The sequence below is a fragment of the Mesorhizobium sp. M1D.F.Ca.ET.231.01.1.1 genome (assembly GCF_003999155.2).
Taxonomy (GTDB): Bacteria; Pseudomonadota; Alphaproteobacteria; order Rhizobiales; family Rhizobiaceae; genus Mesorhizobium.
Window position 1 is genome coordinate 355,678 of sequence record NZ_RZOZ02000001.1, and the last position, 15,278, is coordinate 370,955.

The 15,278-nt window shown below is 62.6% G+C and carries 17 protein-coding genes; 11 read left to right on the top strand and 6 right to left on the bottom strand.

What is annotated here, in order from left to right; genetic code table 11:
- Positions 1–23: 23 nt before the first annotated feature.
- Together EN874_RS01765 and gloA are read right to left on the bottom strand one after the other, a co-directional pair.
- Positions 24–311, bottom strand: a complete 288-nt coding sequence (locus EN874_RS01765) for a DUF2218 domain-containing protein (protein WP_127423816.1) — start codon at positions 309–311, stop codon at positions 24–26.
- A 129-nt stretch (positions 312–440) separates the two neighbouring features.
- Entirely contained in the window at positions 441–881 is a 441-nt protein-coding gene (gloA, locus tag EN874_RS01770; RefSeq protein WP_127423817.1) for a lactoylglutathione lyase, read from the bottom strand.
- A gap of 259 nt (positions 882–1,140) precedes the next feature.
- On the opposite strand from gloA, the gene EN874_RS01775 reads away from it, so the two are divergent.
- From EN874_RS01775 to EN874_RS01785, 3 genes are all read left to right on the top strand, one after another.
- Complete coding sequence (locus tag EN874_RS01775) at positions 1,141–1,734, top strand: cold-shock protein (RefSeq protein ID WP_127423818.1); 594 nt, start codon at positions 1,141–1,143, stop codon at positions 1,732–1,734.
- A gap of 324 nt (positions 1,735–2,058) precedes the next feature.
- Positions 2,059–2,571: a DUF192 domain-containing protein gene (locus tag EN874_RS01780; RefSeq protein WP_127423819.1), complete on the top strand. Its 513-nt coding sequence runs from the start codon at positions 2,059–2,061 to the stop codon at positions 2,569–2,571.
- A 15-nt stretch (positions 2,572–2,586) separates the two neighbouring features.
- Complete coding sequence (locus EN874_RS01785) at positions 2,587–3,354, top strand: alpha/beta fold hydrolase (protein ID WP_127423820.1); 768 nt, start codon at positions 2,587–2,589, stop codon at positions 3,352–3,354.
- Between the two features lie 7 nt (positions 3,355–3,361).
- On the opposite strand, the gene EN874_RS01790 is transcribed toward EN874_RS01785, so the two are convergent.
- A complete protein-coding gene (locus EN874_RS01790; RefSeq protein WP_127423821.1) occupies positions 3,362–3,964 on the bottom strand; it encodes a hypothetical protein in 603 nt (200 codons plus the stop codon).
- 120 nt (positions 3,965–4,084) lie between these two features.
- Between EN874_RS01790 and cysE the strand changes: the two genes are divergently transcribed.
- Both cysE and EN874_RS01800 read left to right on the top strand, forming a co-directional pair.
- Positions 4,085–4,933 carry a serine O-acetyltransferase gene (cysE, locus tag EN874_RS01795; RefSeq protein WP_127423822.1) on the top strand — a complete coding sequence of 283 codons (849 nt, stop codon included), beginning with the start codon at positions 4,085–4,087 and terminating at the stop codon, positions 4,931–4,933.
- Between the two features lie 147 nt (positions 4,934–5,080).
- The gene (locus EN874_RS01800) at positions 5,081–5,284 is read left to right on the top strand and encodes a DUF3126 family protein (RefSeq protein ID WP_040969488.1); all 204 of its coding nucleotides are present in this window, start codon (positions 5,081–5,083) and stop codon (positions 5,282–5,284) included.
- A gap of 61 nt (positions 5,285–5,345) precedes the next feature.
- Here EN874_RS01800 and EN874_RS01805 read toward each other — a convergent pair whose 3' ends face one another.
- Entirely contained in the window at positions 5,346–5,894 is a 549-nt protein-coding gene (locus EN874_RS01805; protein WP_127424495.1) for a hypothetical protein, read from the bottom strand.
- 449 nt (positions 5,895–6,343) lie between these two features.
- Here EN874_RS01805 and clpP point away from each other — a divergent pair, with 449 nt between their 5' ends.
- The 4 genes from clpP to hupB all read left to right on the top strand — a co-directional run bounded on the left by clpP (position 6,344) and on the right by hupB (position 11,702).
- Positions 6,344–6,973 carry an ATP-dependent Clp endopeptidase proteolytic subunit ClpP gene (clpP, locus tag EN874_RS01810; RefSeq protein WP_127423823.1) on the top strand — a complete coding sequence of 210 codons (630 nt, stop codon included), beginning with the start codon at positions 6,344–6,346 and terminating at the stop codon, positions 6,971–6,973.
- A 297-nt stretch (positions 6,974–7,270) separates the two neighbouring features.
- Positions 7,271–8,545: an ATP-dependent Clp protease ATP-binding subunit ClpX gene (clpX, locus tag EN874_RS01815; RefSeq protein ID WP_059185169.1), complete on the top strand. Its 1,275-nt coding sequence runs from the start codon at positions 7,271–7,273 to the stop codon at positions 8,543–8,545.
- 276 nt (positions 8,546–8,821) lie between these two features.
- Positions 8,822–11,233, top strand: a complete 2,412-nt coding sequence (lon, locus tag EN874_RS01820; protein ID WP_127423824.1) for an endopeptidase La — start codon at positions 8,822–8,824, stop codon at positions 11,231–11,233.
- 196 nt (positions 11,234–11,429) lie between these two features.
- Positions 11,430–11,702 carry a DNA-binding protein HupB gene (gene hupB / locus EN874_RS01825; protein ID WP_027166452.1) on the top strand — a complete coding sequence of 91 codons (273 nt, stop codon included), beginning with the start codon at positions 11,430–11,432 and terminating at the stop codon, positions 11,700–11,702.
- 82 nt (positions 11,703–11,784) lie between these two features.
- Here hupB and EN874_RS01830 read toward each other — a convergent pair whose 3' ends face one another.
- Entirely contained in the window at positions 11,785–12,807 is a 1,023-nt protein-coding gene (locus EN874_RS01830; protein WP_127423825.1) for an aldo/keto reductase, read from the bottom strand.
- A 186-nt stretch (positions 12,808–12,993) separates the two neighbouring features.
- On the opposite strand from EN874_RS01830, the gene EN874_RS01835 reads away from it, so the two are divergent.
- Both EN874_RS01835 and EN874_RS01840 read left to right on the top strand, forming a co-directional pair.
- Positions 12,994–13,560, top strand: a complete 567-nt coding sequence (locus tag EN874_RS01835; RefSeq protein ID WP_127423826.1) for an SIS domain-containing protein — start codon at positions 12,994–12,996, stop codon at positions 13,558–13,560.
- Positions 13,561–13,565: 5 nt separating this feature from the next.
- Complete coding sequence (locus tag EN874_RS01840; protein WP_127424496.1) at positions 13,566–14,309, top strand: creatininase family protein; 744 nt, start codon at positions 13,566–13,568, stop codon at positions 14,307–14,309.
- A 43-nt stretch (positions 14,310–14,352) separates the two neighbouring features.
- Here the strand turns inward: EN874_RS01840 and EN874_RS01845 are convergent, their stop codons facing one another.
- Positions 14,353–15,270, bottom strand: a complete 918-nt coding sequence (locus tag EN874_RS01845) for a carbohydrate ABC transporter permease (protein ID WP_126088953.1) — start codon at positions 15,268–15,270, stop codon at positions 14,353–14,355.
- Positions 15,271–15,278: the final 8 nt, after the last annotated feature.

Genomic DNA, 15,278 nt, shown 5'->3' on the forward strand with positions numbered 1-15,278 from the left:
ACTTTTCATGGAATTGCGCTGGCTCAGGCTGCCTGCTGCCAGTCGAAGGTCAGCTCCTCGTGGAAGGCGAAGCGCTTGATGTGGTCGGCTACCACGGTTTCCAGGCGCTCGAGCGAGGCAGCGTCGTCAGCGGCAACGGCGATATGAAGAGCCTTGTCGTCGGCTTCCATCACGGTGCGGCCGAGCGAAAGCTGGATGGCGCCGTGGTGCGGATCGAACTCGACCGGGAATTTGTGCGCCCAGTGCTTGCAGAGCTGCTGCAGGTAGCGGCTGGCGTGTTCGGTGGCGACATCGGCGCGGCTGGTCGGCATGAAATTCTCCCAGAGGGTCAAGAAAAGCGCCAGCCTGCTAAGGCCGGCGCCTCCCATGGATAGATAGGCGCAGCCGGGCGAAGCGCCACGGGCCAGCGGTCAAAAAATCCTCGTGGGATGGCCTCACGCCTACCAGCTTCCCGTGTTCTGCATCGAGGCCCAGGGGTCGGCCTTGGCCTTGGCCGGGCCCTTCTGCAAGAGCTCGATCGAGATGCCGTCCGGCGAGCGGATGAAGGCCATGTTGCCGTCACGCGGCGGCCGGTTGATGGTCACGCCATTGTCCATCAGCTTCTGGCAGGTGGCGTAGATGTCGTCGACCTCATAGGCGAGATGGCCGAAATTGCGGCCGCCTTTATACTCTTCCGGATCCCAATTGTAGGTCAGCTCGACCAGCGGCGCCTTCTCGGCAATGCCGCTTTGCTCGTCCTCGGAGGCGGCGAGGAAGATCAGCGTATAGCGTCCCTGGTCGTTCTCGTAGCGACGCACTTCCTTGAGGCCGAGCTTGTTGCAGTAGAAATCGAGCGATTGATCGATGTCGGCGATGCGGACCATGGTGTGAAGATAGCGCATATCGGGCTCCTCGCGGCGTTGCGTTTGCGGCGCACCATAGGAGGCGCTCCGCCAAAGGGCAATCGTCCGACAAAACGGTGGAATGGTCGATTTCAGGCCGCGCCGTCGCGCTTCAAGCAGCGCCGGCAAAGAACAATTAAGGCTTTCCGGTGCTCAACGGTGAAAAAAGGCACGTCAGGTCTTGCACACCCCGGAAGCCGCGGTGTTAATCTCATGGCAAGAATCAGTAGCGGTTGCAGTTGGAAAAGGGGGCATTCTTATGGGGGAAAAGGCCTCTTTTACGAGGCGGGACGGAAGCCTTGACGACGCCTTGACGCGAGACAGTGGCGGCGATGCCGCCGAGTTTGTCGAAATCGCCGGCGCTATCAAATGGTTCGACGTGGCCAAGGGCTACGGCTTCATTCTTCCGGACGACGGCGTCTCGGGTGATGTTCTCCTCCATGTGACATGTCTTCGAAGGGACGGCTTCCAGACCGCATTGGAAGGCGCCCGCGTCGTGTGCCTCGTCAAGCAGGGCGAGCGCGGCCTGCAGGCTTTCCGTGTCCTGTCGATGGATGCCTCGACAGCGGTGCATCCGGCGGAACAGGAGCAGCGCACGCATGTCACCGTGACGGCGGAAAGCGGGCTCGAGCGGGCGCTGGTGAAGTGGTTCAACCGCACCAAGGGCTTCGGCTTCCTGACCCGGGGTGAGGGCACCGAGGACATCTTCGTCCATATGGAGACGCTGCGGCGCTACGGTATCACCGAACTGAGACCCGGCCAGGTCGTTCTGGTGCGCTTCGGCCGCGGCGACAAAGGCCTTATGGCCGCCGAAATTCACCCCGATGTCGGCACCTTGCCGGTCTCGCACTAAATGCGCGTTGATTTTCAGGTGATGCCGGGCTGCAAATGCCGGGTTCCTACGCTTCCGGCCTTCGCCGACCTAAGCACTCATGAGCGGAGTGGCAGTTAAGGCTACGGTCGGCGTAGGCCGGTGTTCACGTACCTTAAGTACGCTCCGCTCCGGTTCTCGGAACCCGTCATTTTCGGCGCGGCCTGACCTCAATCTCAACACGCATTGAAGCGCGTTGCGTCGAAAACGATCTGTATGGCCAGTCGCGTATGAGGTCGATCCTGTTCGAAACCGGTTCCACTCGCTTGGATCATGGTCTAGGACGAGCGCAGGACGAGGTATCACATGACCGACCGCAACTGGCTGATCGCAGGCGCGCTCTATGCCGCCATCGTGCTGGCCGCCGCTTTCGGCGTCCTGAAACCGAGTTGGGCGGACGGCCAGGCCATGATGCTGCCGGTCGATCCGACGCCGCTGGTCGCGGTGACCGGCTCCGGCAAGCATTCCTTCTCCATCGAGATCGCCGACACATCGGACGAGCGCGAGGCCGGGCTGATGTTCCGCAAGGACATGGCCGACGATCACGGCATGCTGTTCGTGTTCGAGACGCCTGGCGAGGTGAATTTCTGGATGAAGAACACGCCGATGCCGCTCGACCTTGTCTTCGTCGGCCAGGACGGCAGGATCAAGGCCATCAAGCGCGGCGAACCGGAATCCGAAGCGATCATCTCGCCTGGACAGCCCGTAAGCTTCGTGCTCGAGTTGAAGGCGGGAACGGCCGCCAGGGAGGGTCTCGCTGACGGAGACGTCTTGCGCCACCCGGCGATCGACAAGGCGGCGGGCGCCGGTTCCAACTGACCTCGGCAGCGCCAGATGCAATATTTTTCCCATGACGGCTTCGAACTCGCTTACCTTGACCGCCAGCCGGCGTCCGGGCAGGGCGACCCGGTGCTGATGATCCACGGTTTCGCGTCAAGCCATTACGTCAACTGGGTCTCGCCCGGCTGGTTCAAGACGCTGAACGATGCCGGCTACCGCGCCATCGCTTTCGACAACCGCGGCCACGGCTCTTCGACGAAGAGCTACAGCGAGGCCGACTACACCCCCGGCAAGATGGCCTCGGACGCGGCCGCGCTGCTCGACCACCTCGGCATCGAACGCGCCCATGTCATGGGCTATTCGATGGGCGCGCGGGTATCGGCATTCATGGCGTTGTCCGATCCGGACAAGGTGGCGACGCTGGTGTTGGGCGGCCTCGGCATCGGCCTTGTCGACGGTGTCGGCGATTGGGATCCGATCGCCGATGCGCTCCTGGCCGAGGATCCCGGTACGATCGGCCATGCGCGCGGCCGCTCGTTTCGCGCCTTCGCCGACCAGACCCGCAGCGACCGCCGGGCGCTTGCCGTATGCATCGTCGGCTCGCGCGCATCGATGAGCGAGGACGATGTCGCGCGCATCGCCCAGCCGACCTTGATCGCCGTCGGGACCAGGGACGACATCGCCGGCTCGCCCGAAGAACTGGCTGTCCTGATGCCCAACGCGAAAGCTTTTCACATCGAGGGCCGCGACCACATGCTCGCCGTCGGCGACAAGAGCTTCAAGCAGCGCGTGCTGGAGTTCTACGCCGAATATCCGCTCTGAACAGCAACTATCCGGCTTTGAGCGCGGCCAGCGACCTTTCCAGATTTTGCTTGGCCCTTGGTTCGAAACGCTGCCGGAACTCGGCCGTGTGGAAGATGTGCGGGCGAGCGAGGAAGCTCTTTAGCACCGCCGCGCGGCCGGCGCGCCACATCGGCTCCTCGGCCCAGCCGTATTCGCGCCGGACCGCCGTCTCATAGGCATCGAAGGCATCCGGCCCGGCGCCGAGGATCGCCAGGTCCATGTCGAGGACGAAGGCCGCATCGCTGGCGGCCTTCTCGTCATCGAGCAGGGGCAACTGGTGCGTGGCGGTGGCATTGATCATCGCCGCCACGCGCGCGAGCCGATCGGGGCTGATGCGGCCGGCGAGCTTTTTCGCGGCCAACGATGCGCTTTTGGCCTCGTTGTCCTTGGCGCGGCTGTCATAGACGGCGTCGTGGAACCAGATCGCGGCCTCGACGGCGCCCGGATCATGGAGCAGGTTTCGGTATTTCTCGGCCAGCGCCAGCATGGCCTCGATATGGGCGAGGTTGTGGTAGTGCCGGTCCTCGGCCCGATAAAGGGCGGAAAGCTCGCTTTTCAGGGTTTCGTCGATCAAGGGTTCGTTTTCCATGGCCGCTTGAATTTCCGTGAACCAAGTTCATTTGACAAGGCACTAAGGAAAATTGAGTTCAACCGTGCTATGATCTGGCCTATATGTGCCGCCGGAGAACGAGCAGGCCGGAGACCGTCGATGAACAGTGTAACGATAGCCCGCCCCAGCATGGTGCAGCCGGTCGATCCCATATGGCGTTCGATCCGCGATGAGGCGATGGAGGCGGTGAACCGCGATCCGCTGCTGGCTGCTTTTCTCTATGCGACCATCCTCAACCAGGAGAGCCTGGAAGAGGCGGTGATCCATCGGCTGGCCGAGCGCCTCGACCATCAGGACATCGGCTCGGACCTGATCCGGCAGACCTTCAAGGCGATGCTTGCCGACGATCCGGAGTGGAGCGCCACAGTGCGCGTCGACATCCAGGCTTACTACGATCGCGACCCTGCCTGCGACCGCTTCATCATGCCGGTGCTCTATTTCAAGGGTTTCCATGCGATCCAGACGCATCGACTGGCGCACTGGCTGTGGAACCAGGGCCGCAGGGACTTCGCGCTCTACCTGCAAAGCCGGTCGTCCTCGGTGTTCCAGACCGACATCAATCCGGCTGCCCGCATCGGCAAGGGCATCTTCCTCGACCACGCCACCGGCCTGGTCGTAGGCCAGACGGCCGTCATCGAGGACGACGTCTCGATCCTGCATGGGGTGACGCTGGGCGGCACCGGCAAGGCCAGCGGCGACCGCCATCCGAAGATCCGCCGCGGCGTGCTGATCGGCGCCGGCGCCAAGATCCTCGGCAACATTGAGATCGGCCACTGCTCGAAGATCGCGGCCGGCTCGGTGGTGCTGTCGCCCGTGCCGCACAACAAGACGGTCGCCGGCGTGCCGGCACGTGTCGTCGGCGAGACCGGCTGCGACCAGCCCTCGCGACAGATGGACCAGCTCCTGCCCTCGCAGACGATGGACCACGTCGTCAGCTTCGACATCTGACTTCGGCCGTCATCGACGGCGGCCGGATCGCGGCCGCCGTTTCAGGCGCCGGTCGTTCCGTGTTATCCTTCCCGGCTTGCCTTTACATCGCCATTGTCGGCGTGTCAGAAGCGCGTTCCAACGAACAGCCGCATTCGGAGAAGACATTTGAAGCCGGACGAAATCAGAAAGCTGGACGCCTACTTCAAGCGCGTCTTCCAGAATCCCAAGCTGCAGGTGAAGGCGCGCCCACGCAAGGAAGACTCGGCCGAGGTCTATGTGGGCGACGAGTTCCTCGGCATCGTCTTCAAGGACGAGGACGACGGCGACTATAATTTCTCGATGGCGATCCTCGACGTCGACCTGGCCTGAAGCCCAAATCGTTCAGACCGGGCGCGCAAACGGTGCGCTCAGCCACAGCAGCCTAAGGCGGCTAGTCCCGGCAATGCCGCGGGATATGCACCCGCCGCCAACGGGTCGAGCCTTCCCGCACCACCACCCGACGCGCCACTGTCCGGTATGAGGGCGCAATTTCCGTGATGCGCCGCTCTCCCGGCCGCACCAGCACCTCGCGGGCAACGCCTTCATATTCGGCCGGAAGGACGACGCGCCGGACGCGCTCCGGCTCGACGATGACGGTTTCGGCGACCCGCGCGTAGCGCGCCTTGCGCCACACTTTGCATAGCACCCTGCGGCCGCGGATGACACGCCATTCCCAGGCATAGCCGCCATCGTCCACCTTGACCGTGTGATAGACGGTGCGCGTGATGGCGGGCACCACCTCATAGCTGACGCGGGGCCGGGCGATCTGCTCGATGCTTTCGGTCGTGCCGTAGATCGGCGGGTCATAATCGACGAACTGACCGCCGGGGCTTGTCATCACGTCTTCATAGACCGTGTTGTAGAGCGCCGGCCTGTGCACCGGCTCATAGCATTCGAGCGCCCGGCCGCCGGCCGCGGTCTGCGACACGGTGGCGAGCATTGCGAGGCCGGCCGAGGCGAGCGATGCGGAACGCTTGCCGAAGGAACTCTGGCGAATGCAATTCTGGCGAAAGGAACCCTGGCGAAAGCAACTTTGGCGAAACATGAAATTCCCCCGTTGAAAAAGGACGCCGCTTCAACGCAGGAGCGTATCGGAAGGTCCGCCGCCGGACAGGGATTTCAGGGCTTGTCGTTAAGCCATGCGGTTAAGAAATTGCTACCGTGGCCGCCGGTCAGCGCTAGGCCAGTCCGGGCAAGGGTAATCTGCCGCGCAACCGTGGGTATTTCCTTGGGCCGAGACGCTTGATTCGACTTAACCAGATGGCTAGGAGGGGGCGGCCTTGCGCTAGGGTGAGCCGGCATCCTATTTAGGATTTAACGATCCAGAACCGATTCCGCCCGATTGCTCCTATTTTCATGGCGCCGGAATCCATCCAACAAGGGTAGTCCATGAAGAACCCCGTCGAAACCTACATGAACCTCGTTCCGATGGTGGTCGAGCAGACCAATCGCGGCGAGCGCGCCTACGACATCTTCTCGCGCCTCTTGAAGGAACGCATCATCTTCATCACCGGCCCGGTCGAGGACGGCATGGCGACGCTGGTTTGTGCACAGCTTTTGTTCCTGGAGGCGGAGAACCCCAAGAAGGAAATCAACCTCTACATCAACTCGCCGGGCGGCGTGGTCACATCGGGCATGGCGATCTATGACACCATGCAGTTCATCAAGCCCGCGGTGTCGACGCTCTGCATCGGCCAGGCCGCCTCGATGGGCTCGCTGCTGCTTTGCGCCGGCCACAAGGATATGCGCTTCGCCACGCCGAACGCCCGCATCATGGTCCATCAGCCGTCCGGCGGCTTCCAGGGCCAGGCGTCGGACATCGAACGTCATGCGCAGGACATCATCAAGCTCAAGCGCCGCTTGAACGAGGTCTATGTCAAGCACACCGGCAAGAGCTACGACGAGATCGAACGGACGCTCGACCGCGACCATTTCATGAGCGCTGACGAGGCCAAGGACTTTGGTCTGATCGACAAGGTCATCACAACGCGCGAGCTGGGCGAAACCGCCACCGCATAGGCCCCTGATTGGCAGCTGAGTGGCGGGATAACGCGCTTTTGGCGTGGCTTGCGGCATTTCGGCCACAATTGCCTGTTCCCTCAGGGTTCGGGATTGCCTACGTTAAGGCTATGTTGATTTTCGACGGCTTAGCTTTGCATGGGGTTGCTGCGAATCATTGTCGCGTTTTCTGATTGTGTTTCGTACGGAATGCGCTGTGTGAGCCGGGACACTGGCGGTGGCGGATTCCCGCGATAGATTGGTGAGACGCCAACGCGGCCAGACCATCGGCGGGCAGGGCGGTGAAAGGACAGAAAAATGAGCAAAGTTAGCAACAACGGCGGCGATTCAAAGAACACGCTCTATTGCTCGTTTTGCGGCAAAAGCCAGCACGAAGTGCGCAAGCTGATCGCCGGTCCGACCGTCTTCATCTGCGATGAATGCGTCGAGCTCTGCATGGACATCATCCGCGAGGAGAACAAGACCTCGATGGTGAAGTCGCGCGAGGGCGTGCCGACACCGCAGGAGATCCTCAAGGTCCTCGACGACTATGTCATCGGCCAGCCCTACGCCAAGCGGGTGCTGTCGGTGGCCGTCCACAACCACTACAAGCGCCTCGCGCATGCCGGCAAGAACAACGACGTCGAGTTGGCGAAGTCGAACATCCTGCTGATCGGCCCGACCGGCTGCGGCAAGACGCTGCTCGCCCAGACGCTCGCCCGCATCATCGACGTGCCCTTCACCATGGCCGACGCCACGACGCTGACCGAAGCCGGTTACGTCGGCGAGGACGTCGAGAACATCATCCTGAAGCTGCTGCAGTCGGCCGACTACAATGTCGAGCGCGCCCAGCGCGGCATCGTCTATATCGACGAGATCGACAAGATCTCGCGCAAGTCGGACAACCCCTCGATCACCCGTGACGTGTCGGGCGAGGGCGTGCAGCAGGCGCTCTTGAAGATCATGGAAGGCACCGTCGCCTCCGTGCCGCCGCAGGGCGGCCGCAAGCACCCGCAGCAGGAATTCCTGCAGGTCGACACCGCCAACATCCTGTTCATCTGCGGCGGCGCCTTTGCCGGGCTCGACAAGATCATCTCGGATCGCGGCCGCAAGACCTCGATCGGCTTCGGCGCGACCGTGGCTTCGCCCGAGGATCGCCGCACGGGGGACCTGTTTCGTCAGGTCGAGCCGGAGGATCTGTTGAAATTCGGCCTGATTCCGGAATTCGTCGGCCGCCTGCCGGTGCTTGCCACGCTCGAAGACCTCGACGAGCCGGCGCTGATCCAGATCCTGACCGAGCCGAAGAACGCGCTGGTCAAGCAGTATCAGCGGCTGTTCGAGATGGAGAATGTCGACCTCACCTTCCATGAGAACGCGCTGTCGGCGATCGCCAAGCGCGCCATCGAGCGCAAGACCGGCGCGCGCGGCCTGCGTTCCATCATGGAGGCGATCCTGCTCGACACGATGTTCGAGCTTCCGGCGCTGGAAGGCGTGCGCGAAGTGGTGATCTCGGAAGAGGTTGTCTCGGGCAATGCCCGCCCGCTCTACATCTATTCCGAGCAGAAGGAAAAGAAGGGCAATGTCAGCGCCTGAGATGGCTGCTGACCCGGTGATTTTTCATGGAACGGCGCCCGTGCGGCGCCGTTTTGCTGTGAGGGATGCGCCGCTTGGCGATGGAGTGGACCGAGCGACCATGTTGACCCTTGATCTTTGCACCACCCGCATCCACCTAACAGCGGAAGGCCGAAGCGCCGAATTCTGTGCTGTAAAACTCCCGTCACAAACGGTGGTAGGCGGAACGACGCTCGGTCGTTAATATGAGATTCGCGATTGGCTAAAATTAGCGCTCGCGACATGAAAGGTTGGACAATGGCCAAGATATCCAAGTCTTCCGGCGACGGCGTTTTCGCAGTCCTCCCACTGCGCGATATCGTCGTGTTTCCGCACATGATCGTTCCGCTCTTCGTGGGCCGTGAAAAGTCGATCAAGGCGCTGGAAGAAGTGATGGGTCAGGAAAAGCAGATCCTGCTTGCCACCCAGATGAACGCAGCCGACGACGATCCTGAGCCCGATGCCATCTTCGACATCGGCACGCTCGCCAATGTGCTGCAGCTGCTCAAGCTTCCCGACGGTACAGTGAAGGTGCTGGTCGAGGGCGCCTCGCGCGCCAAGATCGTCTCGTTCACCGAGCGCGCCGATTTCCACGAGGCCCGCGCCACGGCGCTGGTCGAGCCGGATGAGCAAGAGGTCGAGATCGAGGCGCTTGCCCGCTCGGTCGTCACCGACTTCGAAAACTACGTCAAGCTGAACAAGAAGATCTCGCCCGAAGTGGTTGGCGCCGCAAGCCAGATCGACGACTATTCCAAGCTCGCCGACACGGTTGCCTCGCATCTCGCCATCAAGATCCCCGAGAAGCAGGAGATGCTCGCCACGCTCTCCGTCAAGGAGCGTCTCGAGAAGGCGATGGGCTTCATGGAAGCCGAGATCTCCGTGCTCCAGGTGGAGAAGCGCATCCGCTCGCGCGTGAAGCGCCAGATGGAAAAGACGCAGCGCGAGTACTATCTCAACGAGCAGATGAAGGCGATCCAGAAGGAGCTCGGCGAGGGCGAGGACGGCCGCGACGAGGCCGCCGAGATCGAGGCGCGCATCAAGAAGACCAAGCTCTCCAAGGAGGCCCGCGAGAAGGCGGAAGCCGAGCTGAAGAAGCTGCGGTCGATGTCGCCGATGTCGGCTGAATCGACCGTCGTGCGCAACTATCTCGACTGGCTGCTGTCGATTCCGTGGGGCAAGAACTCCAAGGTCAAGCAGGATCTTGCCTACGCGCAGGACGTGCTCGACGCCGACCATTTCGGCCTGGACAAGGTCAAGGAGCGCATCGTCGAGTATCTCGCCGTGCAAAGCCGCCAGAAGAAGATCAAGGGGCCGATCCTGTGCCTCGTCGGCCCGCCCGGTGTCGGCAAGACCTCGCTCGGCAAGTCGATCGCCAAGGCCACGGGGCGCGAGTTCATCCGCATGGCGCTCGGCGGCGTGCGCGACGAGGCCGAGATCCGCGGCCACAGGCGGACCTATATCGGCTCGATGCCGGGCAAGGTCATCCAGTCGATGAAGAAGGCCAAGAAGTCCAACCCGCTCTTCCTGCTCGACGAGATCGACAAGATGGGCCAGGACTTCCGCGGCGATCCGTCGTCGGCCCTGCTCGAGGTGCTCGATCCGGAGCAGAACTCGACGTTCATGGACCATTACCTCGAGGTCGAATATGACCTGTCGAGCGTGATGTTCGTGACGACGGCGAACACGCTGAACATCCCTGCGCCCTTGATGGACCGCATGGAGATCATCCGTATCGCCGGCTACACCGAGGACGAGAAGATCGAGATCGCCAAGCGTCACCTGATGCCTAAGGTGATCCGCGATCATGCCCTGCAGCCGAGTGAGTTCTCGGTCGGCGAGGACGCGATCCGCGGCATCATCCAGACCTACACCAGGGAAGCCGGCGTCCGAAGCCTGGAGCGCGAGCTGATGAAGCTCGGGCGCAAGGCGGTGACCGAGATCCTGAAGACGAAGAAGAAGACGGTGAAGATCACGGCGGACAACCTCGCCGATTATCTCGGCGTGCCGCGCTTCCGCTTCGGTCAGGTCGAGGCCGACGATCAGGTCGGCGTCGTCACCGGTCTCGCATGGACGGAAGTCGGCGGCGAGTTGCTGACGGTCGAAGGCGTCATGATGCCCGGCAAGGGCCGCATGACGGTGACCGGCAACCTGCGCGACGTGATGAAGGAATCGATCTCGGCGGCGGCCTCCTATGTCCGCTCGCGGGCCATCGATTTCGGCATCGAGCCGCCGCTGTTCGACAAGCGCGACATCCACGTGCACTTGCCGGAAGGCGCCACGCCGAAGGATGGCCCGTCTGCCGGCGCCGCCATGGCCACGGCCATCGTGTCGATCCTGACCGGTATTCCGGTTCGGGCCGATGTGGCGATGACCGGCGAGATAACGCTTCGCGGCCGCATCTTGCCGATCGGCGGCCTGAAGGAGAAGCTGCTTGCCGCGCTGCGCGGCGGCATCAAGAAGGTGCTGATCCCGGAAGAGAACGTCAAGGATCTGGCGGAGATTCCGGATAATGTGAAGAACAACATGGAGATCATTCCGGTGTCGCGGGTCGGCGAGGTGCTGAGGCACGCGCTGGTCAGGATGCCGGAGCCGATCGAGTGGGTCGAGCCGGTGAATCCTCCGGCCGGCGTGGATGCCGGCGACGATGCCGGCAAGTCGCTTGCACATTAGCATCTTCTAACATTGCGATGCACAAAGAGAGAGCCGGGCTTCCAGCCCGGCTTTTTCATGTGAAAAATACCCGAAAAAGTAGAAAAAAGCCCGGAATTCCGCGGTTTTCGGCTTGGGTTCCGGAACGCTTCTTTCTAAAGTCCGTTTCCTGCCGGATGAGTCGTACGTTCCGGTTTTCTCATGGAAGGGAATTTTGATGAACAAGAACGAACTGGTGTCCGCTGTCGCCGACTCCGCAAGCATTTCGAAGGCTGATGCGCAGTCCGCCGTCGATGCGGTGTTCTCCGTGATCACTGGCGAACTGAAGAAGGGCGGCGATGTCCGGCTTGTCGGCTTCGGAAATTTCACCGTGTCCAAACGCGCTGCTTCGACCGGCCGCAACCCGCAGACCGGCGCGGAAGTGAAGATTCCGGCGCGCACCGTGCCGAAGTTCTCGGCCGGCAAGGGCCTCAAGGACGCGGTCAACTAAGACCATTTTCTTTTAAGCTCAGAAGGGCCGGGTTTGCCCGGCTCTTCTTTTTTATGCCCTACGGCGGCAGGACGTGTGCGGTTCAGGCGGTCGGTGCGTCGGCGCGCATCAGGCTCTCCTGCTTGAGATCCGCCCACAAGGCCGCCGGGATGTTGACGTCGAGCAGCGCGCGATTGGCTTCGACCTCAGCCGGCCGCTGGCCGCCGGGGATCACCGACATCACGCGAGGATGCCGTAGCGGGAACTGCAGCGCGGCCTCGATCAGCCGCACGCCATGGCGCTTGCAGACCGCCTCGATGCGCGCCACGCGCTCGAGAACGTCCTTTGGCGCTTCGGAATAGTTGTAAAAGGCGCCGGGCCTCGGCCCCGTCGCCAGGATACCCGAATTGTAGGGGCCCCCAAGAACGATGCCGATGCCGCGTTTCTCACAGAGCGGCAGGAACGTGGCCAGCGCGTCCTGTTCGAGCAGCGTGTAGCGGCCGGCGAGCAGGAACAGGTCGAAGTCGCCGCGCTCGGCAAGCGTCTGGCAGACCTGCCATTCGTTGATGCCGCCGCCGAAGGCCTTGATCACACCCTGGTCGCGCAGCGAAAGCAGCCCGTAGTAGCCCGAGGACATGAACTCCTCGATGCGCCGGTCCGACGCCTCCTTGCTGCCGTGGGTGAATATGTCGACGTCGTGCACATAGAGGATGTCGATGCGATCGACGCCGAGACGCTCCAGCGAGGCCTCGAAGGAGCGCATCACGCCGTCATAGCTGTAATCGTAGACTTCCCGGCGCGAGGGCGTGTCGAAGAACTTGCCGATGCCGGTGCGCTGTTCAGGCGCAGAGACGCGCATGAGGCGGCCGACCTTGCTCGACAGCACATAGTCGTCGCGCTTCTTGCCGCGCAGGAAGGGGTTGAGCCGGGTTTCGGAGAGGCCAAGGCCATAGAGCGGAGCGGTGTCGAAGTAGCGGCAGCCGGTCTTCCACGCCGCTTCCAGCGTGGCATTGGCATCCTCATCGGAGACGGCGCGGTAGAGATTGCCGAGCGGCGCGGTGCCGAAGCCGAGCTCGGTGAAGGTGATGCCGCCATTGCCGATGCGGTCGAAATGCCGTGTCTTCATATCCTCAAATGTCCCGGATCGATTTGTCTGACATGACACTATCACGCTGGTGGCACAGCAAAAGCGCCGAGGCTCGTTGGACATGAATTTTCGCGGTGATAGCATGAACAAAAACAAGTGTTTCGCGCGAAACGCGAACGCAAAGCCGCATGCCTATTGAGGCTTAGGCCGACAGGATGAACAGCCATGACGCAAGCCGGACCGGAGATGTTCGAGATCGCGCTGGACGAGCTTGGCGCGGTTGTGAAGCGCATCGATGACGGCCGGGTCGACGCCGCCTGCGCAATGCTTGCCGGCGCCGGCAGGATCGTCGTCTATGGCTGCGGCCGCGAAGCGCTGCAGGTCAAAGGCTTCGCCATGCGGCTCTATCATCTCGGGCTGCCTGTCTCGGTTGTCGGCGACATGACCACGCCGCCGCTCGGGAAAGGCGATGTCTTCCTGGCAAGTTCCGGACCGGGCGAGACCGCGACGGTGCTGACCCTGATGCGTGTTGCGCGCGACGCCGGCGCCAAGGTGCTGCTGCTGACCGCCGAACCGGCCGGCAGCGCGGCGCGACTTGCCGACTTCACGCTGCTCGTCCCGGCCCAGACCATGGCCAGCGACCAGGGCGCCGCCAGAACCTCGGTGCTGCCGATGGGCTCGCTGTTCGAGGGCGCGCTGTTCCTGCTGTTCGAGGTGATGGTGCTGAAGCTCAAGCTGCTCACCGGCGCGACGCCCGAGGCGATGCGCGCTCGGCACACGAATATGGAGTAGGAATGATGCGCTACGAACTGATGCTGCCGCACCAGATCCGCAAGGCGATCGAGGAGAACTGGCCGGTCGCGTTGCCGCTCGGCGTGCTCGAATACCATGGCGAGCACATGGCGGTCGGCATGGACACGCTGGCGGTGATCAAGACGCTGGAACGCTTCGAGAGGGAGAGGGACATCGTCATCCTGCCGCCCTTCTACTATGGCGCGGCGAGCTATGCCGTGGCGCCGCCGGAAGGCAGCGGCTCGGTGCAGGTCGGCGGTCCGGTGCTGGCGCCCTTCGCGGATGAGCTGTTCTACGGCCTGCTGCGTATCGGCTTCCGCAACATCCACGCCATCATCCACCACCAGACCGAGAATTTCGTCGCCGGCATGCCGACAGATCTCGCCTTCAAGACCGCCGGCCGGCAGGCGATCTTCCGCTTCCTGGAGAAGGAGCGCGGCGAGGGCTGGTGGGGCTCCGACAAGATGGCCGACTACTATTCCGGCCATGCCCAGGGCGAGAACGTCTTCAACTGGGTGCAGGTGCATCCGCTGATGCCGGCCGCGATGAACGGCAAATATCCGTTCGACCATGCCGGCATCGGCGAGACGTCGCTGATGCTGGCGCTGTGTCCCGAGGCGGTGGATGCCGGTCATTTCGCGGACAATACCGGCTGGTACACGAAAAGCGCGCCGGAGGCGTCGGCCGAGCTCGGGCAGAAGGGTGTCGAGATGATCCTCGATCATCTCAGGGCGATATTGGTGAGGTAGGTGCGCGTCTCCTTCTCCCGCAAGGGGACAAAGGGAAAGCGCCCTACTTCACCGAACCGGCCGTCATGCCCATGATCAGGTAGCGTTCAAGCAGGATGCCGATAACGGCAAGCGGCGCGATCGCCGCCGTGGCAAGGGCTGCCATCGACCACCAGTTGATGCCTTGCGAGCCCGTCTGGCTCGCCACCATGACGGGAATGGTCTTGGCATCGGTCGAGGTGAGCAGGGCGGCGAAGAAATACTCGTTCCAGCACAGCACCATCGCCAGGATGAAGGCGGCGACCATGCCGGGCAGCGCGATCGGCATGACGATGCGGAAGAAGGCGCCCCAGATGGTCAGACCGTCGACCAGGGCAGCCTCCTCGAGCTCGACGGGAATCGAGTTGAACTGGTCGCGCATGATCCAGATGACGATCGGCAGCACCATCAGCGTGTAGAGCAGGACGAGGCCGATGCGCGTGTCGAGCAGCGCCACTTCCCGGTAGAGCACCAGGAAGGGCAGCGCCAGCACCACCGGCGGCAGGATGAGCTGCGACAGGAAGAAGAAGGAGATGTCCTCGTTCTTGAACCAGGCGAACTTGTAGCGATAGCGGGTGAGGCCATAGGCGGCGAGGCTGCCGATGACGATGGCAAGGCTCGACGCGCCGACAGAGGTGATGACCGAGTTCATGAAGCGTTTCAGGAACTCGTCGCGTACGGTCGAGGTCTGGAAGATCGAATCCGGCGACAGGCCGAGCGAACGCCAGCCTTTCCAGTCGGGCTGGAAGTCGACGAAGGGGATGAGGTGGCCTTGCGTGACGTCGACGGCCGATTTGAACGAGGTGGTGATCGTCCAATAGATCGGGAACAGGCAGACGAATGACCAGAAGACCAGCGCGCCATAGATGAAGACGCGGCTGGTGATGAGGGCTGCCGGCGAGCGGATCTCGGAAACGGTGTAGTCTGTGGTCTGGACGCTCATGATCCCGC

Coding starts and splice junctions, on each gene's coding strand:
- EN874_RS01765 (WP_127423816.1), bottom strand. CDS start 311: ATGCCGACCAGCCGCGCCGATGTCGCCACCGAACACGCCAGCCGCTAC.
- gloA (WP_127423817.1), bottom strand. CDS start 881: ATGCGCTATCTTCACACCATGGTCCGCATCGCCGACATCGATCAATCG.
- EN874_RS01775 (WP_127423818.1), top strand. CDS start 1,141: ATGGGGGAAAAGGCCTCTTTTACGAGGCGGGACGGAAGCCTTGACGAC.
- EN874_RS01780 (WP_127423819.1), top strand. CDS start 2,059: ATGACCGACCGCAACTGGCTGATCGCAGGCGCGCTCTATGCCGCCATC.
- EN874_RS01785 (WP_127423820.1), top strand. CDS start 2,587: ATGCAATATTTTTCCCATGACGGCTTCGAACTCGCTTACCTTGACCGC.
- EN874_RS01790 (WP_127423821.1), bottom strand. CDS start 3,964: ATGGAAAACGAACCCTTGATCGACGAAACCCTGAAAAGCGAGCTTTCC.
- cysE (WP_127423822.1), top strand. CDS start 4,085: ATGAACAGTGTAACGATAGCCCGCCCCAGCATGGTGCAGCCGGTCGAT.
- EN874_RS01805 (WP_127424495.1), bottom strand. CDS start 5,894: ATGCTCGCCACCGTGTCGCAGACCGCGGCCGGCGGCCGGGCGCTCGAA.
- clpP (WP_127423823.1), top strand. CDS start 6,344: ATGAAGAACCCCGTCGAAACCTACATGAACCTCGTTCCGATGGTGGTC.
- clpX (WP_059185169.1), top strand. CDS start 7,271: ATGAGCAAAGTTAGCAACAACGGCGGCGATTCAAAGAACACGCTCTAT.
- lon (WP_127423824.1), top strand. CDS start 8,822: ATGGCCAAGATATCCAAGTCTTCCGGCGACGGCGTTTTCGCAGTCCTC.
- hupB (WP_027166452.1), top strand. CDS start 11,430: ATGAACAAGAACGAACTGGTGTCCGCTGTCGCCGACTCCGCAAGCATT.
- EN874_RS01830 (WP_127423825.1), bottom strand. CDS start 12,807: ATGAAGACACGGCATTTCGACCGCATCGGCAATGGCGGCATCACCTTC.
- EN874_RS01835 (WP_127423826.1), top strand. CDS start 12,994: ATGACGCAAGCCGGACCGGAGATGTTCGAGATCGCGCTGGACGAGCTT.
- EN874_RS01840 (WP_127424496.1), top strand. CDS start 13,566: ATGCGCTACGAACTGATGCTGCCGCACCAGATCCGCAAGGCGATCGAG.
- EN874_RS01845 (WP_126088953.1), bottom strand. CDS start 15,270: ATGAGCGTCCAGACCACAGACTACACCGTTTCCGAGATCCGCTCGCCG.